The following is a 21,261-nucleotide window of genomic DNA, read 5'->3' on the forward strand; positions in this document are numbered from 1 at the left end:
GAATACTCTCCTCTTTTTAAAGAGAGGGAAGACCTATGAATTACGAAGAAGCGGTTCAATGGATACACGCAAGGGAAAAATTCAAAATCAAACCGGGCTTGAAACGGATGGAATGGATGATGAAGCGTCTGGATCATCCAGAACAGAAGATAACCGCCGTTCATATAGCAGGCACGAACGGCAAGGGATCCACGGTTTCGTTTTTAAGGCATATCTTGCAGGGGCAGGGTCAATCGGTAGGTACTTTTACTTCTCCGTATATTGAAACGTTCAATGAGCGGATCAGTGTGAATGGCCGTCCGATTTCGGACCTCGAGCTTGCAGAGACTGTCGGGCAGATTCGTCCATTGTCGGAGGAACTGAAACAGACCTCGCTCGGAGAACCGACGGAATTTGAAGTGATTACGGCTGCGGCTCTTTTGCACTTTTCACAGTTGGACCTGGATTTTGTCCTGATGGAAACAGGGCTTGGCGGTACGTATGACTCTACAAATATCATTCATCCTGTGTTGAGTGTTATCACGAACGTCGGTCATGATCATATGAACATCCTCGGCTCTACAATCAGTGAGATCGCCGGCGAAAAAGCCGGGATCATCAAGCAGGGAGTCCCCCTTGTCACCGGTGCCTCCCAGCAGGCAGCGGTTGATGTCATTGCTGCAAAAGCGGAAGAGTGTGGAGCCCGTATGTACGGATACGGGAAGGAATTTCACGCGGATCATTTGGCAAGTGGAGAAGGCAGGGAAACCTTCCGTTTCATCAGTCCAACCTTCACCTCTCCTGTTTGGAAAAGCTCGCTGCTCGGGCCCCATCAGGTGACCAATGCTTCGCTTGCGATCCAGGCAGCGGAGGTGCTAAGAGAGCAGGGCGTGCCTTTGGAAACAGAACAGTATGGAAAAGCCATTGAGAAAACGTTCTGGCCGGCAAGATTTGAAACGCTCCGTCGCCGGCCGTTGACGATCGTGGACGGGGCGCATAATGAAGAAGGCACCGATGCTCTTGTGGAAACAGTGAAGCGCCACTACTCAGACCGTCGCATTCTGTTGGTTTATGCAGCTTTGGAAGATAAACCGGTGGAAAAAATGTTGGGGAAGCTGAAGGAAGTGTCAGATCACCTCTATGTCACCACCTTTGATTTTCCAAGAGCATTATCTTCAGAGGCTTTGAAGGAACTTTCCCCTGTGCCCCATACCGAAGCTTTTGCTGATTATAAGCAGGCGGTCCGTGAAGCAATGACAGAAGCGGGTGGGGAGGACGTTATTGTCGTCTCCGGTTCACTTTATTTTATCTCTATAGTCCGGTCATTTCTTAAGTAATGCTTGTAAAAGTGGGAATTTATAGAAAATTTTTCAATGTTTTATGGTAAAATATACTATAATGAACGGCGTTTACAGGCAGAGGTGATACGATGTCCAAAGAAAAAATTATTGGTGTCTGGCTGGTCTGGGCGGTCATCTGGCCCCTGGGTCTTGTACTGATTTACAACTTGGAAACGCCGGCGATTTCCGGAAGCTTGATCAACCTGGTGATATTTGCGCTGCTTACGGTCATTGTAGCCCTGTTTCCACTGCGGATCGGAGACCACCCGGTGTTTTTTTCACAGGGAGTGGCTTTCGCCGTATTTCTCCATTACGGGCTGTTTGCAGAAATAGTCATTTCTCAAATTGCCTTAGGTGCCCTGCTCATCAAAGTAAGGTTGAGCAGGCATACGATGTACAGAATCCCCATCAACCAGCTTATGTTTCTGATGATCTCTGTTTTTTCCGCGCTCCTTTATGAAGGACTCGGGGGCGGACATGGTCCTGAGGCTGTGGATGAATTTCGTGATCTTTTTCCTATCGTTTCCTATGCTGTCTCCCAGATTGTGTTGAACCAGCTTTTTCTATCGGCCATCTCCAAATGGCTGTATAAACGGCCGTTCAAATGGCTGGATCAAGGTTTGTTATGGGATGTGATGACAGCGGGGCTGGTGCTGCCGATCGGTTTTGTCCTGTTCGTCGTCTTTCTCCCATTTGGAATCAGTGGGATTTTCTTTGTTGGTATTCCTTTTGTGTTCATATCAGGCATGATGATGATGTACCATAACAGCAGTCAGGTGAATGAGTATTTGAAGCGGGCGAGCCGGATCGGCCATGAATTGACAGGCGAGCTAAGCGTGACAGAGGTGCTGAACATATTCGTCGATCACATGTCGGACCTTCTTCCGCTGGATCATTTGTATGTGTTTGATGTGAAGGAAAGCGGCCGTTTGAAACTGATCCGTTTTTTCGACCGGTCGGGAACGTTGGAGTTTCCGCCGATTACCTTGCAAAAAGGGGAGAGTGTGAGTGGTCATACGCTCCAGGCTGGAAAAGGGGCCTACTACAAAAAACGGACAGAATGGAGAACGTTGGAAAGTCCTTATATACCGGACGCTTCGGAAAGTGTCTTATCCGTCCCGGTCGTCCGGAATAACGAGACGGTTGGTGTGATTACGGTATACTCGAACCAAAAACGGGCGTTTTTGCAGTTTCAGCTCCTCATATTGTCCATTTTGGCCAACTATCTCGGTGTAGCCATTGAAAATGCGCGTCACTATGAGAAAACGAAAGAGGAAAGTGAGCGCTGTGCGCTGACAGGCGTTTACAATTACCGGTATTTCGATGATTTTATAAAGCAGTCGTTCCTAAAGCATGAGGAAGATGAACGGGAACCGGTTTCGCTGATCCTCCTGGATATTGATCACTTCAAAAAGGTGAACGACACGTATGGGCACGAAAGCGGAAACGAAATTTTGATTGAACTCGCCGGTCGTTTAAAGGAAGCAGCCGGGGAGGACATGACACTGGCCCGTTACGGAGGAGAAGAATTTGTTTTTCTTCTGCCGGGATTCGACGAACAAGCGGCTCTTGCTTTCGCCCTTCATATCCAGGGCGTCATTACGGAGGATCCGTTTACCGTAGTTGAACATATTCTGAAACAAGAGGGGCCTGTTTCCGTGCAAGTCACTGCAAGCATCGGTGCGGCCTCCTATCCTGACCCGTGTGAGGAACCCCTCGACTTGATTCGTCAGGCGGACAGGGCGATGTACGTCGGAGCGAAACAAAGAGGGAGAAACAGAGTTGCGGGATATAAAGATTTGATGCAGCCAGTCCAATAAATTTTTATTGGACTGGCTTTTTATTTTTTTTGAGACAAAACCGGAGATGTGGGCTATAATTTTTATGATCCTCTGCTTTTGAACCCACCGCCTGATCAAACTCCCTTCTCTCCTTTTACACCGGCTATTCATTTCTGAAAAAGGAGATCCGCGTATGTATATCCTTTTCTCTTTCTACTTTTTCCTCACTGGAACCATATTAGGTTCTTTCTTTCATGTGGTTGGGGTGAGACTGCCTCAAAACGCTCCATTTATCACATCAAGATCTGCCTGCCCGGTTTGTTCGACGACGCTGCAGGCCAGAGATTTGATTCCTCTCGCTTCCTACACGCTCGCCAAAGGGAAGTGCCGCCATTGTCAAACGCACATTTCTCTGGTTTACCCTGCTGTAGAGCTGATCACAGGAGGCATGTTTCTGTTTTCCTATTGTCAATTCGGGTGGTCGGTGGACGTATTGGAGGCTGTCCTCCTCCTTTCATTGGCGGTCATCGTGACCGTCAGCGACGTGAAGTATATGATCATTCCCAACCGGCTTCTGATGTTTTTTGCCTTTGCGTTTGTCGTTCTGCGTTTGTTTTTTCCTCTTAGTCCATGGTATGCCTCGCTGCTTGGTGCCTGTACCGGCTTTGCAATCGTGCTTTTAATCATTGTTCTGAGCCGTGGAGGGATGGGGGGAGGTGATATGAAACTGCTGGCCGTGCTCGGTTTGTTTTTCGGGGGCCCGTTGACTCTCTTGACGTTCTTTCTGGCTGTGACAGCAGGAACTCTGATCAGCACATTTCTGCTGGCTGCCAAGGTGATCAGCCGCCGTCAGCCTTTCCCTTTCGGCCCGTTTATCATGGCCGGGGCCGTTATCAGTTTTTATTATGGTGACGCTATACTGGCGTTCTACGTCCAAAGCTTTCAATAACAAGGAACTGCAGGGGAAAAGGAGAGAAGAGGAGCTTATGAATAAGCCGAAATTGTCGAAGCGGCCCCGACAAAATTAAGCATGGTTTTTATTTCTTCTGTGATAGGGTTGGGACAAACGTTGCAGGAGTGATAACCATGGATTCAAAAAAGAAAATTTCGATTTCATTCCGGCCTGAGAACGGCTCAAAAAACGAAGTGGTCCGTACTCAAAATGAACAGGCGGCGGCTGTGGATCAAGATAAGAAAAAAGATAAGCGGGCCACTCCTGTTTATCCACTTCCTGTGAAAAAGAAGTGGCGGATCCCTGGATCCTACCGGCCGGTCCTTGCTACGGCAGTGATTGCCCTCCTGCTCAGCCTGGGAATTGGTTTCGTTCTGTTACGGATGTTTGTTTCCTTGACGGATGTCACAACGGCAGGGACGGAAACTCTTCCTTCTCCCGAAGCACCGGCCGGACAGGTACAGGGGGCAGAAGAAGGAGCTGAAAACCAACTGCCGGCCAGTGCGTCAGACACGCTGGATACATACATCGTCCAGGCCGGTGCTTTTTCTACAGAGGGAAAAGCCGGCGAGTGGCAGAGCCGTTTGAACGCCCAGTCCATATCGTCAGTCATATGGAAGCGGGACGGGCAGTATTTTCTGTTTGTCGGAAGTGCTTCTTCCAAGCAGGAGGCAGCCTACATGGCAGAAGAGATGAAGTCTAAAAGTATCGAAACCTATGTGAAACCGTGGGTCGTGACCATTGAGAAAGAGCTGCCTCCGGCGCTGCAGGAAGGGATGAAAACCCACACCCTCGGTTCAATCAATGAGTCACAGCGGAAGGAAATCGCCAAAGCAGCCGGCGAAGATTCCGCCCTTGGCCAGGCCCTTGTGAACTGGGAGTCACAGGATGAGAACAACCTGAACTGGCTGAAAGTCGCAAAATCCCTGGAATAAGCTGTTCGTTGTAAAAGAAGAGTGAGAAAAGGAAATTTGCTCAGGCAGCCCTTCCTTTTTTATATCAGGGACTTCTAATAGACGGATGTTTCAGTCATCTGCATTTCCGGTTATTTTTAGTATGATACATGTAACCCCATGGATAGAAAGGATGTTTGTTGTGATGAAGACGCTTGTGCTCGGCTCTCAATCCCCCCGGCGGAAAGCCTTGTTGGAAATGGCGGGGGCTTCCCCGCTTATCCGCCCCTCCTATGCTGATGAAATGCTGGATCATGCCATGCCTGCCGAGGAAGCAGCCGCTTTTCTGGCGGAACAAAAAAGTGTCGCTGTGCAATTGAACGAGAAAGAAGTGCTGCTGACTTCAGATACTGTTGTATCGATTGACGGAGACCTTTTAGGTAAACCTGCTGATACCGGTGAAGCCCGTCGTATGCTGGAAACAATGAGCGGGCGGACGCATCAAGTGTACACAGCTGTATGCCTGCGGACCCTGGAGGAGAAACGAACCTTTACGACAGGGACGGATGTAAGCTTTTATACGTTGACGGACGAGGAGATCGATCACTACCTGAACACTAAAGAGCCCTGGGATAAAGCGGGCGGGTATGGGATTCAGGGGAAGGGCGGCCTGTTCGTCAAGGAAATCAAAGGTGATTATTACAACGTTGTCGGCCTCCCCATCGCCCGGGTCATCCGGGAGTTGAGAGCGTTTGGTATCTTCATCCACTAACAGCTTATTCCCTGGGGAGGATTGAGGAAGGATGTGAATCTTTGACTACGCCAAACGTAATGATTAAAGATGTTCCAAAGCAGGACCGCCCGCGTGAAAGGTTGATTGAACTGGGACCGGCCCACTTGTCCAACCAGGAGCTTCTCGCCATCCTTCTGGGAAGCGGAACGAAACAAGAGTCCGTGATGGAGCTTTCCAATCGTCTGCTCGTTCATTTTGAAGGGATGACCCTGTTAAAGGATGCGGCCATTGAGGAGCTTACTGCTATCAAGGGCATCGGAGCCGCCAAAGCGGTGCAGCTTCTGGCGGCGGTTGAACTTGGGAAACGGATGCACAAAATGAAGCCGGTGGAACGCTATATGATCCGGAGTCCTGAAGACGGAGCGGATTTTATTATGGAGGAAATGCGTGATTTAAAGCAGGAGCATTTCATCTGCTTGTTCTTAAATACGAAAAACCAGGTGCTTCACAGGCAGACCATCTTCATTGGAAGTTTAAATGCATCCATCGTCCACCCTAGAGAAGTATACAAAGAAGCGGTGAAACGTTCCGCAGCCTCGATTATCTGTGCCCACAACCATCCCTCCGGAGACCCTACACCTTCCCAGGAAGATATTCAGGTCACCCAGCGACTGAAAGAATGCGGGAAAATGATCGGTATTGAACTGCTTGACCACATTGTTATTGGTGATCGTACATTCATCAGCCTGAAAGAAAAAGGCTATCTATGAATGGTCGCGCTTTCTTTTCATGGTCTTACCATAAGCTTTCGTATGTTTCTGGAAAAAGTTTAATAGGGATTGTTGTACCACTATCTATTTTTGTAGTTTTTTCGTATAATTGAATAGATGAAAAAGATGAGCGCCATTTATAGGATCTTCTTATAAATCGGCGCTTCTTCTAATCAGACAATTTTGGGGATGTCTCACCCCCGCCTGAGGAAAGCGGGCTCTTAGAAAGGAAGATAGAATTGGGGATTTTTGGATTCTCTCAAGACCTCGGGATTGACCTGGGTACAGCGAATACACTTGTATTTTTGAAAAATAAAGGGGTTATCGTCAGGGAGCCTTCTGTCGTAGCCAAAAACTCTCAAACTGGAGAGATTGAAGCCGTAGGAAATGATGCGCGGAATATGATTGGAAGGACACCCGGATACATAAACGTGATCCGCCCGATGAAGGACGGGGTCATTGCTGATTATGATACGACGGCGCAGATGATGAAGTATTACATTAAAAAAGCCTTGAAAAACCGTTCTTCGTTCGCAAGCAAACCGAACGTTATGGTCTGTGTACCGTCCGGGATCACCATGGTGGAGGAAAGAGCTGTTGTAGATGCAACGAAACAGGCCGGTGCCAAGGAAGCCTATCCGATTGCAGAGCCGTTTGCTGCGGCTATCGGGGCAGGCCTCCCGGTATGGGAGCCGACAGGAAGCATGGTCGTCGATATCGGCGGCGGTACGACGGAAGTAGCCATCATTTCCCTCGGCGGGATCGTGACGAGCCAGTCCATCCGTGTAGCCGGGGACGAAATGGATGACAACATCATCCAGCATGTGCGTAAAAAATATAATTTGATGATCGGTGAGCGTACAGCCGAAGACGTAAAAATGGAGCTTGGCGGCGCCGGTGAAGTCAAGGATATCGAGGAAATGGATATCCGCGGCCGCGATCTTTTGAGCGGTCTTCCAAAGACGATTACGGTTAAGAACGATGAAATTTATGAAGCCATGAAAGATACGGTCGATTCGATTATAGAAACGGTGAAAAACACATTGGAGAAAACCCCGCCTGAACTTGCTGCGGACATTATGGAACGAGGCATTGTCCTGACAGGGGGCGGCGCTCTGCTTAAAAACATCGATACAGTCATCAGTGACGAAACCAATATGCCGGTCTTTATTGCGGACGAACCGCTTGACTGCGTAGCCATCGGAACAGGGAAATCCCTGGAATACATCCATCACTTCCGCTCACAGCCCAATGTGGCCAGCCGGGCGAACATGGAGTAAACGAATAGGTTATGCCTTCTTTATTCCGCAGAAAAAGACTGATGATTGTATTGCTTGGTTTCATAGTACTTGTCACGTTAATTGGATTTTCCATCCGTGATCGGGATTCTCTCAGCACTCCTGAAAAATTCCTTCAGGATTCGGTCGGATGGATGCAGACGATTTTTCATAAGCCGGTCAGCTTCGTAGATACGACGGTTGAGAACGTACAGGATATGTTCAACGTATACGAGCAGAACCAGGTGTTGAAAACCCGCCTGTCTGAATATAAAGGTGTGATTCAGGAGAATCAGCGTCTTAACAAAGAAGTGGACGAACTTCAGGATACCCTCGGGAAGTCGGAGGGGCTCAGCGATTATTCCTCGATTCAGGCGACAGTCATCGCCCGAAGCTCGGATCGGTGGTTTGAGCAGATGACCATCAACAAAGGCGAGGAAGATGGTGTGGAAAAGGACATGGCGGTCATGACGAGTGACGGTCTGGTCGGAAAAGTTAAATCCGCAGGAGCCTTCCATTCCACTGTACTGCTGCTGAGCGGATTTGACCGCTCCAATAAGATTTCCTCCTGGGTAGTCCGGGAAGATAAGGAAGAAGCCTTCGGTTTGATCGAAGGTTATGATGATGAATCGGGGCGTCTTCTCCTTGAAGGCATCAAGCTTGATGAGGAGCTGGAGCCTGGGGACACGGTTATTTCCTCAGGGCTTGGAGGTGTCTTTCCAAGTAACCTGAGAATTGGAACGGTCGAGGAAGTGGTGAATGATCAGTATGGTCTGACAAAAACCGCGTATGTGGAACCGTTTGCTGATTTATTCGACATCAACCACGTGATGGTGGTGGATCGTTCAGTGGAAACGATTGATACAAGCAGTGAAGCGGAGGGGGATGAATCATGAGCCGGTATGTCATCCCGCTTTTCTGTCTTTTCCTCCTTGTGATGCAGGGAATGGCAATGAGCCTGCTTCCTGCAAAGCTTGTCTATTCGGATCTCCTGATCACTCCTCACTGGATATTGATCTTTCTATTTATCATTGCGATCTTTTACGATAAGGATCATACGTACCACGCTGTCTGGTACGGTCTTGTCTTTGGCCTGTTGATTGATGTCGTATACACAGGGGTGCTCGGGGTGTACATGATTACCTACACCCTGATTATTTATGTGGTTCACGGGTTGAAAAAATTGGTTCACGCCAATTTCCCTGCCGCATTTTTACTTGCAGTCATCGGCCTCATACTGGCGGATGCCCTTCTTTATATCGTGTATTCGTTCGTTCAGATTACGTCAATCAGCTGGGTGGACTATGGTCTGCTTCGTCTGCTGCCTACACTGGCGGCGAATATGATCTTTTTCACCCTGCTTTATCCGCTCGTGAAAGAGAGGGCATACGATTGGTCGGAAGAAATCAGTAACGTTTAGTGTAGTGAATGTCTAAGGTCTTGAGGTGATTGCCAATGTCGGCGAATGGTCAGAGAATCATGATTAAAGGAACGAGAGATGGATTGATCTTGAAATTGGATGACCAGTGTTCATTCGATAGGCTCCTCCGGGATCTGCAGGATAAGCTGTCCATGAACGGAGTCACGGAAGATGAGCCGATGATCCGGGTCATTATTCAAGTCGGAAAGCGCTACTTGACAGAAGAGCAGAAAGAAGAACTTTCTGCCGTTGTCCGTGAAAAACAGAAACTCGTCGTAGATAAAATCGAATCGGACGTTTTGACAAAAAAAGAAGCGTTGGATTGGAAAGAAAACACAGAAATTACTCCCGTAGCCAGAACTGTCCGTTCAGGACAGGTCGTTGAAGTGAAGGGTGATCTGCTTCTTGTCGGAGATGTCAATCCCGGTGGCCAGGTGAATGCCACTGGAAACATCTTTGTCATGGGGCGTCTGAAAGGGATTGCCCACGCCGGGTGTGAAGGGGATACGGCTGCTGTGATTGCGGCCGCTTATATGCAGCCCAGTCAGCTGAGAATTGCTGATCAGCTCAGCCGATCCCCGGACTATGAGTCTGAGGGCGTGTATATGGAATGCGGGTTTATTGATAAGGACTTTCAGAAGATTCGTATTGATCGGTTACAGGAAGTTGTAAAGAAGAGACCGAATCTCGTAAGTTTTGAAAGGAGAATGATCAATGGGTGAAGCGATTGTCATTACCTCTGGAAAGGGAGGCGTCGGAAAAACGACTACAACTGCCAATCTGGGGACCGCTTTGGCCTTGCAGGACAAAAAAGTCTGCTTAGTTGATACTGATATCGGTCTCAGGAATTTAGATGTTGTGATGGGGCTTGAAAACCGGATTATCTATGACATCGTGGATGTCGTAAAAGGGCGCTGTAAAACAAAACAGGCACTGATTACCGATAAACGTTTCGAATGCCTTCACGTGCTGCCGGCTGCACAGACATCTGATAAATCAGAGGTCACGCCGGAAGGCATTAAAGCCATTGTCGAGGAACTGAAGCAGGACTATGATTATGTAGTGATTGACTGCCCCGCTGGTATTGAACAAGGGTATAAAAATGCCGTAGCCGGTGCAGATAAAGCGATCGTCGTTACAACGCCGGAAAAATCAAGTGTTCGTGACGCCGACCGGATTATCGGACTGCTTGAGCAGGAAGAGCTGGAAGCGCCGAAACTGGTCATCAACCGGATAAGGAACCACATGATGAAAAATGGAGATATGATGGATGTGGATGAAATCGTCAACGTGTTGTCCATTGATCTTCTCGGCATCGTCATTGATGATGAAGCCGTCATCAAGGCATCCAACAGTGGAGAGCCTGTTGCGATGAAGCCGAACTCCAAAGCGTCGTTAGCCTATAGAAATATTGCCCGCCGGATCCTGGGTGAAACCGTACCTCTGTTAAGTCTGGAAGAGGATAAAGGCGTGCTTGCAAAAGTGAAGCGGTTCTTCGGAATGCGCACCTAAAATACGAACCAGCGTCATCCTGCTGGGCCTGAAAGCTGTCGAGAATACTCTCGACAGCTTTTTTATATCCAAGCATGTCCCGTCGAGAAGGAAGCTGGAACGACACCGGTTCTTCAGAAGCGAGAAAGGATTAATAAACCCACCCCTTGTCCCATAGAATAATAGAAAAAAGGGCCATAGAGAGGGGTTTGAGTGTGAATAAGAACATAAGGGATGTACGGAGGAATATAGCAGGCCGGAAGAAAAAGAGGCTGGACCGGCAGGCGCCGCGGAAGGGGCCGGTTTATCAGCCTCCCCAGGATGAAGAGGTTCACGGTTTCCCGCCGTTGATAACCAATGATCATGATGGAGGGCCTCCAAGGGAACCAGTTGAAAACCGCCGTAGCAGCCGAATCGGCCTGCAGGTATTCTTCTCTGTGTTGTTATTTGCCGTCATGGCCGCCGGTACACATTCCAGTACAGCCCTCTTGAAAGCACCAGCGGACTGGGCAGCTGGACAGATGACGGATGAGTTTCCGTTTGCTAAAGTCACGGCCTGGTATAATGACCGGTTTGGTGATCCTCTGCAAGTTATGAAACCGAAAGAAGAGCAGGTGGAAGAGCCTCTTGCCATGCCTGTGAATGGGACAGTGACAACCCCTTTTCAAAACGATGGTAAGGGGATCATTTTGACGACAGCCAGTGATTCCAAAGTGCGCGCTGTCAGAGAAGGAACGGTCGTGTTTGCCGGAAATGACCCCGACTCAGGTAAGACGGTTGTCCTGCAGCATCAGGACGGCACGGAAACGACCTACGGCTATTTGTCCGAGATCGATGTGTATTTGTATGAAAATGTTCAGTCCCAGGGTGGACTCGGTTCTGTGAAAGCAGAAGAGGGAGAAACGGCTGAATTTTTCTTTGCTATAGAAAAAGACAACACGTACCTGGACCCGGTTCAGGTGATCAAAGTAAATGAAGGATCTTAGGGTGGCCGGCTGGCTTCATATCCACCCTCTTTTCTTTCTGCTGGCTTTCTCTGCTATTCTTACAGGAGCCATTCTTGATTTTATTCTTTTATTCTCCATCGTCTTCATTCATGAAATGGGTCATTTTTGGACGGCTCGTCATTTCAACTGGCGGGTGGAAAAACTTGAAATCTGGCTGTTCGGCGGAGCGGTTGTCAGTGAAGAACACCACACCCGCCCGTTTAAAGAGCAGGCAGCCGTCGTCCTCGCTGGCCCCCTTCAGCACCTTTGGATCTATCTTCTTCTGTACGGCATTGCAATGGGTGCGGGACCACACCCTTTCATCACGACGGCCTTGTTTTACAACACCCTGATCCTGTGTTTTAACCTGATGCCCGTATGGCCGCTGGATGGCGGCAAACTCATCTTCTATTTCTTCTGCCAGGCGTATTCCTTCCAAAAGAGCTTGAAAAGGACGCTTCTTTTTTCTGCGCTCATTTTGACAGCGGCGGCCGGGTGGTTGTTCCTTGAACAGCGGTGGACGCTTGCAGCCGTCCTGCTCACAGCCTTTCTCATTACAGAACACGTTCTGGAATGGAGAAAGCGTGCGTTCAGCCATATGCGCTACCTGCTCTTCTGCGCCTATCAAGACAGGGAAGGGATGAAGACGGAATACCAGCACGTGTCTCCGGATATGCGGATCATGGATGCTGTGAAACACGTGCGTCCCAACCGGAGGGTGAAGTATATATTGAAACAGGCGCCCCACTTTTATATAGTAGATGAACAGGAATGTCTGCGCGCTTATTTCGAAAATAAGCAGCCGTATTTAAAGTTTAAGGACATCCGCCAATTTGCTTGAAAAAGAGGGATGGCATGCGAACGTTGATCATACAGACGAAAACGACAGAACGAACCGGGCTGCTTATAGAGAGTGGAAAGGTTCAGGAATATAAAATGGACAGGCCCGGGGCGCGTACGCTCACGGGCTCTATTTACTGCGGCGTGATCGCTCAAATCGATCAAGGACTGCAGGCGGCCTTTGTGGATATCGGTTTAGAGAAAAAAGCATTTCTACGGGGGAATTCGATTCCATGGGGAGAAGGGAAAATCGAAAGCAGAGTGAAGGTCGGAGAGCGTCTGTACGTCCAGGTCGAGAAGGATCCTGCTGGTGAAAAAGGAGCGAAAGTAACGGCAGATGTGACCCTTGCAGGAACCCATATGGTCTACAGACCTTATGGCGGAACAACGGCTCTCTCCAAAAAGCTGTCCCCATCCGAACAGTCGGAACTCCAGGCTTTGTTTCGCCCTCTTCTTGAAGAACCGGAAGGCATGATTGTTCGAACCGGAGCCAAAGATGCATCCAGAGAATCCTTAATGGAAGAATGGCAGCGTTTAAAAGAAGAATGGAAGCGTACAGTGAATGGTGCGGCGGGGAAACCAGGGTGCATCTGGCAGGAGGATTTTCTGCCGGACCAGTGGTTGAGGAAGTTCCCGGTTTCCTCCATTGATCAGGTCCTCATCGACGACATCGAGACAGCGAACCGTGTGAAGAAGCGTCTGCCGGCCCTGGCCGGAAGGGTTCAATGGGCCAAAAACCTGGAGCAGCACCTGCCTGTACCGATCCACACGCTCCAAAAGGCTCTCCTCCAGCCGGAAGCTCAAACGAAAGAGGGAATTACGCTCGTTATCGAACAAACCGAGGCTATGGTGGTGATCGACGTCAACAGCAGCCAGTTCAAAGGCCGTTCTTTTTCCAATGCCCAGGCTCTGGATGTGAATCTGAAAGCCGTTGAGGAAATTCAAAGACAGATCCGTTTGAGGAACCTTTCCGGGATCATTATGATTGATTTTATCTCGATGAATCATCCGGATCATAACAAAAAGCTGGAGCGGACATGGAGACAGCAGATGAGGAAGGATCCTGTCCCCACAGTCGTCCATGGACTTACGAAACTCGGGCTTATGGAGATGACGAGGAAAAAGGAAGAGGCGCCGCCGTTCTCCCTTCTTGCCGTCCGGAAAGAAAATACGTTCACCTATGAGACGATGGTTTACCAGCTGGAGCGCGCATTGATGGAGCTTGGCGATACAGAAGCTGTCCTATTGGCCGTGCATCCTGCATGCCTGAAAATAAAAAAACGCTTGTTTTCTGAGGCTGTATCTAGTAAAATTCCACAGGAGCTGTTTGTCAGGGTGGATGACCAAATCCACGGCTGGCAGATAGAGCTTGAAGGGTCTTCCGACATGATTAAAGAAGTGGCGGAAAGCCGTGATGCACGTGTTGACAACTTGTTTTGATCTGTGGTAACATTATTTTGTTATTCTAGTAGCACCCGCTGCTACAACCGCGCAGAACAGGTTTTAAACCGGAAACGGTACCTGAATGGCGAGTCTGAGTATATTGAGGAGGTGCAGGTATGTACGCAATTATTGAAACTGGTGGTAAACAAGTAAAAGTTGAACAGGGTCAGGAAATCTACGTTGAGAAAATGGACGTGGAAGCTGGCGAAACGGTCACTTTTGACAAAGTTCTATTCGTAGGTGGAGACGATACAAAAGTTGGTGCTCCATACGTAGACGGTGCTTCTGTAACAGCTAAAGTTGAAAAACAAGGCCTACAGAAGAAATTGACTGTCTTCAAATACAAGCCTAAGAAGAACTACAAGCGCAAGCAGGGTCACCGTCAGCCGTACACGAAACTTATCGTTGATGAAATCAACGCGTAAGGATCGTTCCGGATGATTAAAGTATCCATGTTTCGCTCACAAGGGGATATTACAGGTTTTGAAATATCCGGTCATGCAGAAAGCGGACCCTACGGCCATGACTTAGTCTGTGCTGCTGTGTCAGCTGTCTCGTTCGGAGCCGTCAATGCTATTGTAAGCCTTTGTGAATTCGAACCTCATGTTGTACAGGGGGGCGAGGGTGGTTATTTGAAAATCACACTCCCCGACGATCTGCAGGAGCCGGTAAAAACGAAAGCCCAGACGCTTTTGGAAGGCATGCAGGTTTCCTTACAAACGATTGAACAAGATTACGATCAATATATTCATATATCCCAACGATAAGGAGGTGAAGACTCATGCTACGTCTTGATTTGCAGTTTTTCGCCCAGAAGAAGGGTGTAGGTAGTACAAAGAACGGTCGTGACTCTGAGTCCAAGCGTCTTGGAGCTAAACGCGCAGACGGACAGCACGCATCCGCTGGTTCTATCCTTTACCGCCAGCGCGGTACGAAAATCTATCCAGGAGCCAACGTTGGCCGTGGTGGAGATGACACATTGTTTGCGAAAGTAGACGGTGTTGTTAAGTTCGAACGTTACGGACGCAACCGTAAAAAAGTCAGCGTTTATCCTGTAGCACAGGAAGCGTAAACGAATAATTTCGTGCAGCAAAAGCCGCGCTTATTGCAGAAAGCAAAGCGCGGCTTTTTTTATATCTGCTTTTCCAGGCTCCGCAACCGTCAGGAAGCTCCCGGCAGAATTTTACCGGAACTGTTTTTGCCGGCTGTAATCTCTGCTATACTTTTTATTATTATGGGTGTTCGAGGGAGTTGAAACGATGGAGGAGAAAGAGATCATCGGACTGCTTAGACATAAGCGTCATGACTGGATGAATCAAATCCAATTGATTCAAGGGTATGCTTCGCTTGGGAAGCACGATCGTCTGATGGATCTGCTGGAAACTGTGAAGGCAGAGTCAGAGGAAGAACGCAGACTGTTGAATACAGAAGCGGATGAATTTTCGTTATGGCTTCTCACGTTCAACTGGTCATACCAGTCGTTCCGCCTCACCTATTCGCTGGAGCAGGGGCTTGATTTATCCAGTCATGATCAGACACTGGCTGCTTATGGCAGGCGTATGATGGAAATAATGGAAAAGTATAAGGATAAAGATGAACTCTATGAAGGGACTGTGACCCTTTATCGTGGAGGACAAGGGGCTCTCGGTTTAAGCTGGGAATGGGATGGACGCTTCCCCGACCCCGATTCCGTGCTGGAATCCCTCCAGGATGAAGGGTTTGTCGCTTCCATTTATGACAGGAAAGAACTTTCTATTGAAATGACAATAGAATGAAGAGGTGAATACAAATGTTTGTCGATCAGGTTAAAGTATTTGTAAAAGGTGGAGACGGCGGAAATGGTCTTGTCGCCTACCGCCGTGAAAAATATGTACCAAAAGGTGGTCCTGCCGGTGGAGACGGCGGTAATGGAGGAGATGTCGTCTTTGAAGTGGACGAGGGCTTGAACACTCTCATGGATTTCCGGTACCAGCACCATTTTAAAGCGGTGCGTGGACAAAATGGAATGAATCAGAAGCAGCACGGAAAAAACGCCGAGCCGCTTGTTATCAGCGTACCGCCGGGGACAACAGTGAAAAGCGCGGACTCTGATAAAGTCATCGCCGATTTGACGGAACATAAGCAGAGAGCGGTCATCGCCAAAGGTGGGCGCGGGGGACGTGGAAACGCTCGTTTCGCAAGTCCGAGAAACCCGGCTCCTGAAATTGCTGAAAATGGCGAACCAGGGGAAGAACTGGATGTCGTGGTTGAATTGAAACTGCTTGCTGATGTCGGCCTTGTCGGTTTTCCAAGTGTCGGGAAGTCTACATTCCTTTCAGTCGTCACCGCAGCACGTCCGAAAATCGCAGATTACCATTTCACGACACTGGCACCGAATTTAGGCGTCGTAGAAAGTCAGGATCACAGGAGTTTTGTGATGGCGGACCTTCCCGGCCTGATTGAAGGAGCCCACGAAGGGGTCGGACTCGGCCACCAATTCCTGCGCCACGTAGAACGTACCCGGCTTCTTCTTCACGTCATTGATATGTCGGCTATGGAAGGCCGTGATCCCTACGAGGATTATGTAACGATCAATCAGGAACTATCCTCCTACGATGAGCGGTTGAAGAACCGTCCGCAGCTTATTGTCGCTAACAAAATGGATATGCCTGGAGCAGAGGATAACCTTGAACTCTTCAAAGAGCAGCTCGGAGATCAGGAAATCGACATCTATCCGATTTCCACGGTGACACGGGAAGGCCTGGATGAGCTTCTTTATGCGGTGGCAGATAAGCTTGATCAAATGCCGAAGCAGGAAGAAGAACTGGAAGAAGTCGATGAACGTGTTCTTTATAAGTTTGAAAAAGAAGAAGCTCCATTCAAAGTGACACGGGCCGATGATGGGGCCTACGTGTTATATGGAGAGAAAATTGAATCCTTGTTTAGACGGACAGACTTTTCCAGGGACCAGTCGATCAATCGTTTTGCCCGTCAGATGCGCAGCATGGGCGTGGACGAAGCCCTCAGAAAACGGGGAGCTAAAGATGGCGATACGGTAAGACTCATGGATTATGAATTCGAATTTGTGGATTAAGAAGGGAGGAAGAGGTCATGGCGGATTATAACGAAACGTTTTATTTAGTCCGTAGTGATATTCTCCCGGAAGCGATGATGAAGACGATTGAGGCAAAGGAGCTGCTGGAAAGAGGCAAAGTCGGCTCGATTTATGAAGCGGTCAAGCATGTGGGATTATCCCGGAGTGCGTTTTATAAATACCGGGATGCGGTTTTTCCTTTCCAGGCCATGGTGAAAGAACAGATGATCACCCTTTTCTTCCATTTAGAAGATCGGAGCGGGACATTGTCGAATTTATTGATGACGGTGGCGGAATCAGGCTGTAACGTACTGACCATCCACCAGACAATCCCTCTTCAGGGCAAGGCCAATGTGACTCTCTCCTTAAATACGTCAGGAATGAAGGAAAGCATCGAGAAATTGTTACAACAGCTCCATAAACTCGATTTCGTCGATCGTGTTGAAATTTTAAGTTCAGGAGCTTAATTGGAGGGGAAATCATGTCGGAACAGCAGATTGGGTACTTGGGACCCCAGGGGACGTTTACAAAAATGGCGGTGGATGCTTTATTTGATGGCGGGTCATTCATTGCTTATGAGAGCATTCCATCCTGCCTGGATGCGGTGGAGCGTGGTGAGATAGGAACAGCCGTTGTTCCGCTTGAAAATGCGATTGAGGGCTCCGTCCATTTGACGATCGATTATTTAGCACATCAGGTGGATCAGTCTATTATTGCAGAACTGACCGTACCTATTAAGCAGCATCTACTAGTACATCCGGCAAGGAACGGGGAAGAGATCCGAAAGGTGTATTCCCACAGCCACGCCATTGCCCAGTGTCACGAATACCTTCATAAGCACTATCCTAACGCTGAGATTGAGTATACCGCTTCGACGGCTAAAGCCGCTGAACTTGTGGCAGCCGAGCGTGACGGAGTGGCGGCTATTGCGAACCACCTGGCTGCAGAAGGGAATGGACTGACCTTCCTGGATACGAATATTCATGACTATGATAACAACCACACACGTTTTGCTGTCGTCCAGAAGAACCCGCAGACATTGAAGGTGAAGGATCATCCTGTCAGCAAACATAAGACGACAGTCATGGTGACACTGCCTAAAGATTATGTCGGTGCCCTGCATCAAGTACTCGCAGCTTTTGCGTGGAGAAAGATGAACTTATCAAAAATTGAGTCGAGACCAATGAAGACAGGTCTAGGCAACTACTTTTTCCTGATAGATGTGGATCAGCCCTATGATCAGGTGCTGTTCCCAGGTGTACAGGCGGAGCTGCAAGCCCTTGGCTGCCGGTTGAAGGTGATTGGGACGTATCCAAGCTATCAGATTGACATCCCTGCGCCTGTCCATAAAGCTTGAACCTAAAAACCCCGGAATCCCTGCTGTGGCAGGGACATCCGGGGTTTGTTTATATTTTATACAAATTATTATAGGCTTTTTCATCAAACTTTCGGCTTGTGCTGCATAGAGTGTTATGAAGTTATTTTTGTTTTATTGTTCCTCAGCAATGACAGGAAGGGAGTTGCAATTGTGAGAATTCACATTGTACAAAAAGGAGATACACTCTGGAACATAGCCAAGAAATATGGGGTTGACTTTGAGGAGTTAAAATCCGTAAATACCCAGCTTTCCAATCCTGATATGATTATGCCGGGTATGAAAATCAAAGTTCCTCAAGGTACAAAGCCTGTAAAGAAAGAAGCACCGAAGGCTCAGGCACCTGCAAAGGAAATGCCTTCAGCCCCTTATAAGGAAAAGGCAAAGCCTATTCCTTCCATTAAAGAAGATGAGAAAAAGCCTGCGCCTAAAGGGGTAAAGGAAAAACCGATGCAGCCCATGCAGCCTATGCAGCCGATCCATATGAATATGCCGATCACCATGCCGAGTATCGATCAGCAGATGCAGAATTATTATACAACCTTCCATCTTCCTCAAATGCCGGGACCGAAGCCTGAAGAGTCCCCGGAATCACCGGAGTCGCCAAAAGAGGAAGTGAAAGGAGAGCAGTATCAGCCGATGCAGCAGCCCTACTGTCCTCCGATGCAGCCTCAACTGGTTCATACGGATTACTACTGCTGTCCTCCTTATCCGGTTATGATGCCGATGCCATACGGCGGTATGCCACATCCGATGCAGCAGCCAATGGGGCAGCCGATGTATGGAGACGACTTCGAGTCGGATGATGATATGGTGCAGGGCGCCCAGTCGGATGAGGACTGCGGCTGTGATGGGGGTTCTGTGAAAGGCTATGGTCCTGCGTACGGCGGCCATCATCCTGGCCATCACCCCCATCACCCTCAACATCCATGGCAGCAGATGCCTTATGGCGGAATGCAGCAGCCGGGTGGCTGGGGTCAGCCGTACCCGCAGCATCCCCAGCACCACCAATATCCTCAGCAAGGCTGGGGGCAGCAGCCATACCAAGGGTGGGGTCCTTACCCTCAGATGGGACCATGGAACCCACAACAGGCCGGTCAGGGGATGCCGCAGCCCTGGAGAGACGATGATGTAGATGAAAGCTGAATATAAAAAGGGCGATTCATACACGGATCGCCTTTTTCATTGGATACAAAAAGAAGAAAATCTTCCTGTCGTGTTTGAACGTACCATCAAGCCAAAAGTTTACAAAGTATCGTTTGCAGGAAGACCGATGATTTTAAAGGGCTACCGGAGGCTTCATGTCATACAGCAGCAGATCGACTTCTTTGAACACTGGAATTATGCTTCCCGGACAGCCGCCCGTCCGGTTCCGTTCCGTCCGGAAACATTTACGCTGGGAAAATTAGGCTGTGACTGGGCTTTGTTCGAAAGGATGGAAGGAAGGCACGCCGACTTTGACCGGCATCAAGATCGAAAGAAAGCGGTCCGTATTCTGCATCAGTTCCATCGTACAACGAAGGGCATCGCGGTCCTGTCGATCCCGAAAGATCCATTGTATGTGAAATGGGAGCGGAGGCTGGAGCAGTTTTTGGAAACGAAAGATGTTTTTACGGACTTTGGCAGACGCCAGATGTTTCAGGATATTTCTTCCCTTGTGGAGCGGAGGCTGGAGGCCTTCTCAGATTGTCCGTGGGGGGAGATAGAAGAACGAGCATGGGATAATCATGAATGGCTCCACGGGGATGTCGCGCATCATAATTTCATCGTCACCCGTGACCAATCCATCCGTATGATTGATTTTGATCTCCTGCATACTGGTCCGCGCGTGTATGATCATATCCAGCTTGCCCAACGTTTCCTCCCCCATGTGGAATCTGAACGCTCCACACTGGTCCAATATTTTCCTCACGTGAAAGAACGGGAAATCTGGTGGAAAGGTGTCCTTGTGCCTTCTGATCTCCTGCGTGAATGGCTGTATGGCTACAGAAGCTGCTTAAGGGAGGAAAGCTCCTTCGTCCGCCAGATAAAGAAACTGGAAAACGCCTGGGAGAGCCGGAAGAAGTTTGTCCGATATGCAGAACATATGCTATGATTAGTTATCATATGTGTGAAAGGATGAACAATCCGGTGGAAGAAAAAGTACAGCAAATAACAGCCTGGCTTCAGGATAAAGTGAAAGAAGCCCATGTAGACGGTCTCCTTGTCGGAGTGAGCGGCGGCATTGATTCCGCAGTCGTAGCCAACTTGATTAAAAAAGCATTTCCTGAGCGCTCTCTCGGTGTAATTATGCCCTGTAAGAGCCAGTCAGAAGATCAGGAGCATGCCCGCCTTGTAGTGGAAGCCTGTGACCTTCCAGCTTTGACGGTGGATTTGACGGAAACGCATAACGTGATGTTCAAAAACATTCAAACCCAGCTGGAAGCTGCGGGACAGTTGAATGAGGATCAGTTGAAACTTGCGGATGCCAACCTGAGAGCAAGGCTTCGGATGAGCACCCTTTATACGATTGCCACCAACCATAAGTATCTTGTCGTGGGAACAGATAATGCTGCTGAATGGTATACAGGCTACTTCACGAAATTTGGAGACGGCGGTGTTGACCTTGTGCCGCTTGCGAACCTGACCAAAGGTGAAGTGAGAGAGATGGCCGAATACTTAGGAGTACCGAATGAAGTCATTCATAAACAGCCGAGTGCGGGGCTTTGGGAAGGTCAGACGGACGAAAATGAAATGGGTACCAGCTATGCCATGATCGACCGTCATCTTAAAGGAGAGGAAATTCCTGAAGAAGACCGTAAAATCATCGAAGCGATGCATAAGCGGTCCGCCCATAAGCGTCAGCTTCCTCCTGCACCACCGCAGTAACTTTGGTGGAATTTGTCAGACTAAAACATTCTTCTTTACC

At 48.8% G+C, this 21,261-nt stretch carries 24 protein-coding genes and 1 other annotated feature; all 24 genes read left to right on the forward strand.

Translation table 11 applies throughout. The annotated features are described in order from the left end of the window. The first annotated feature begins 35 nt into the window (after nucleotides 1-35). The 24 genes from H615_RS0111315 (at nucleotide 36) to nadE (ending at nucleotide 21,221) form a co-directional block, all read left to right on the forward strand. Nucleotides 36-1,316 carry a bifunctional folylpolyglutamate synthase/dihydrofolate synthase gene (locus H615_RS0111315; protein ID WP_027955252.1) on the forward strand — a complete coding sequence of 427 codons (1,281 nt, stop codon included), beginning with the start codon at nucleotides 36-38 and terminating at the stop codon, nucleotides 1,314-1,316. A 92-nt stretch (nucleotides 1,317-1,408) separates the two neighbouring features. Further along, a complete protein-coding gene (locus H615_RS0111320; RefSeq protein ID WP_027955253.1) occupies nucleotides 1,409-3,139 on the forward strand; it encodes a sensor domain-containing diguanylate cyclase in 1,731 nt (576 codons plus the stop codon). 154 nt (nucleotides 3,140-3,293) lie between these two features. Next, entirely contained in the window at nucleotides 3,294-4,049 is a 756-nt protein-coding gene (locus H615_RS0111325) for a prepilin peptidase (protein ID WP_027955254.1), read from the forward strand. Nucleotides 4,050-4,186: 137 nt separating this feature from the next. Continuing rightward, on the forward strand, nucleotides 4,187-4,987 hold the full coding sequence (locus H615_RS0111330) for an SPOR domain-containing protein (RefSeq protein ID WP_027955255.1): 801 nt from the start codon (nucleotides 4,187-4,189) through the stop codon (nucleotides 4,985-4,987). Between the two features lie 163 nt (nucleotides 4,988-5,150). Then, nucleotides 5,151-5,717: a Maf family protein gene (locus H615_RS0111335; RefSeq protein WP_027955256.1), complete on the forward strand. Its 567-nt coding sequence runs from the start codon at nucleotides 5,151-5,153 to the stop codon at nucleotides 5,715-5,717. A gap of 59 nt (nucleotides 5,718-5,776) precedes the next feature. Further along, the gene (gene radC / locus H615_RS0111340; protein ID WP_035532005.1) at nucleotides 5,777-6,448 is read left to right on the forward strand and encodes a RadC family protein; all 672 of its coding nucleotides are present in this window, start codon (nucleotides 5,777-5,779) and stop codon (nucleotides 6,446-6,448) included. Between the two features lie 239 nt (nucleotides 6,449-6,687). After that, a complete protein-coding gene (locus H615_RS0111345) occupies nucleotides 6,688-7,728 on the forward strand; it encodes a rod shape-determining protein (RefSeq protein ID WP_027955258.1) in 1,041 nt (346 codons plus the stop codon). An 11-nt stretch (nucleotides 7,729-7,739) separates the two neighbouring features. Next, nucleotides 7,740-8,621 (forward strand): rod shape-determining protein MreC, encoded by an 882-nt coding sequence (gene mreC, locus H615_RS0111350; protein WP_027955259.1) that lies wholly within the window; start codon nucleotides 7,740-7,742, stop codon nucleotides 8,619-8,621. Further along, on the forward strand, nucleotides 8,618-9,145 hold the full coding sequence (mreD, locus tag H615_RS0111355) for a rod shape-determining protein MreD (RefSeq protein ID WP_027955260.1): 528 nt from the start codon (nucleotides 8,618-8,620) through the stop codon (nucleotides 9,143-9,145). Before mreC ends, mreD begins: the two co-directional genes overlap by 4 nt. 35 nt (nucleotides 9,146-9,180) lie before the next feature. After that, nucleotides 9,181-9,867: a septum site-determining protein MinC gene (gene minC, locus H615_RS0111360; RefSeq protein WP_027955261.1), complete on the forward strand. Its 687-nt coding sequence runs from the start codon at nucleotides 9,181-9,183 to the stop codon at nucleotides 9,865-9,867. After that, nucleotides 9,860-10,657: a septum site-determining protein MinD gene (gene minD / locus H615_RS0111365; RefSeq protein ID WP_027955262.1), complete on the forward strand. Its 798-nt coding sequence runs from the start codon at nucleotides 9,860-9,862 to the stop codon at nucleotides 10,655-10,657. The genes minC and minD overlap by 8 nt, the downstream gene beginning before the upstream one ends. 194 nt (nucleotides 10,658-10,851) lie before the next feature. Continuing rightward, nucleotides 10,852-11,622 carry a M23 family metallopeptidase gene (locus H615_RS0111370; protein WP_027955263.1) on the forward strand — a complete coding sequence of 257 codons (771 nt, stop codon included), beginning with the start codon at nucleotides 10,852-10,854 and terminating at the stop codon, nucleotides 11,620-11,622. Next, complete coding sequence (locus tag H615_RS0111375; RefSeq protein ID WP_027955264.1) at nucleotides 11,609-12,463, forward strand: site-2 protease family protein; 855 nt, start codon at nucleotides 11,609-11,611, stop codon at nucleotides 12,461-12,463. The genes H615_RS0111370 and H615_RS0111375 overlap by 14 nt, the downstream gene beginning before the upstream one ends. 14 nt (nucleotides 12,464-12,477) lie before the next feature. Next, nucleotides 12,478-13,902 (forward strand): ribonuclease E/G, encoded by a 1,425-nt coding sequence (locus tag H615_RS0111380; protein WP_027955265.1) that lies wholly within the window; start codon nucleotides 12,478-12,480, stop codon nucleotides 13,900-13,902. Nucleotides 13,903-13,937: 35 nt separating this feature from the next. Further along, nucleotides 13,938-14,008, forward strand: a sequence feature (ribosomal protein L21 leader region). 13 nt (nucleotides 14,009-14,021) lie between these two features. Then, on the forward strand, nucleotides 14,022-14,330 hold the full coding sequence (gene rplU, locus H615_RS0111385) for a 50S ribosomal protein L21 (RefSeq protein WP_027955266.1): 309 nt from the start codon (nucleotides 14,022-14,024) through the stop codon (nucleotides 14,328-14,330). 12 nt (nucleotides 14,331-14,342) lie between these two features. Next, a complete protein-coding gene (locus H615_RS0111390; RefSeq protein WP_027955267.1) occupies nucleotides 14,343-14,672 on the forward strand; it encodes a ribosomal-processing cysteine protease Prp in 330 nt (109 codons plus the stop codon). A 14-nt stretch (nucleotides 14,673-14,686) separates the two neighbouring features. Next, nucleotides 14,687-14,977 carry a 50S ribosomal protein L27 gene (gene rpmA, locus H615_RS0111395; protein WP_027955268.1) on the forward strand — a complete coding sequence of 97 codons (291 nt, stop codon included), beginning with the start codon at nucleotides 14,687-14,689 and terminating at the stop codon, nucleotides 14,975-14,977. Between the two features lie 187 nt (nucleotides 14,978-15,164). After that, on the forward strand, nucleotides 15,165-15,680 hold the full coding sequence (locus tag H615_RS0111400) for a Spo0B domain-containing protein (RefSeq protein WP_027955269.1): 516 nt from the start codon (nucleotides 15,165-15,167) through the stop codon (nucleotides 15,678-15,680). A 14-nt stretch (nucleotides 15,681-15,694) separates the two neighbouring features. Further along, nucleotides 15,695-16,978, forward strand: a complete 1,284-nt coding sequence (gene obgE / locus H615_RS0111405; RefSeq protein ID WP_027955270.1) for a GTPase ObgE — start codon at nucleotides 15,695-15,697, stop codon at nucleotides 16,976-16,978. Nucleotides 16,979-16,995: 17 nt separating this feature from the next. Next, entirely contained in the window at nucleotides 16,996-17,445 is a 450-nt protein-coding gene (locus H615_RS0111410) for an ACT domain-containing protein (RefSeq protein ID WP_027955271.1), read from the forward strand. A 14-nt stretch (nucleotides 17,446-17,459) separates the two neighbouring features. Then, nucleotides 17,460-18,335 (forward strand): prephenate dehydratase, encoded by an 876-nt coding sequence (gene pheA / locus H615_RS0111415; protein WP_027955272.1) that lies wholly within the window; start codon nucleotides 17,460-17,462, stop codon nucleotides 18,333-18,335. Between the two features lie 171 nt (nucleotides 18,336-18,506). Continuing rightward, nucleotides 18,507-19,499: a SafA/ExsA family spore coat assembly protein gene (safA, locus tag H615_RS22815; RefSeq protein ID WP_084163109.1), complete on the forward strand. Its 993-nt coding sequence runs from the start codon at nucleotides 18,507-18,509 to the stop codon at nucleotides 19,497-19,499. After that, nucleotides 19,489-20,448: an aminoglycoside phosphotransferase family protein gene (locus H615_RS0111425; protein WP_027955274.1), complete on the forward strand. Its 960-nt coding sequence runs from the start codon at nucleotides 19,489-19,491 to the stop codon at nucleotides 20,446-20,448. The genes safA and H615_RS0111425 overlap by 11 nt, the downstream gene beginning before the upstream one ends. A 35-nt stretch (nucleotides 20,449-20,483) precedes the next feature. After that, nucleotides 20,484-21,221 carry an NAD(+) synthase gene (gene nadE, locus H615_RS0111430; RefSeq protein ID WP_027955275.1) on the forward strand — a complete coding sequence of 246 codons (738 nt, stop codon included), beginning with the start codon at nucleotides 20,484-20,486 and terminating at the stop codon, nucleotides 21,219-21,221. Nucleotides 21,222-21,261: the final 40 nt, after the last annotated feature.

It is taken from the genome of Halobacillus kuroshimensis DSM 18393, from assembly GCF_000425705.1.
Classification (GTDB): Bacteria; Bacillota; Bacilli; order Bacillales; family Halobacillaceae; genus Halobacillus; species Halobacillus kuroshimensis.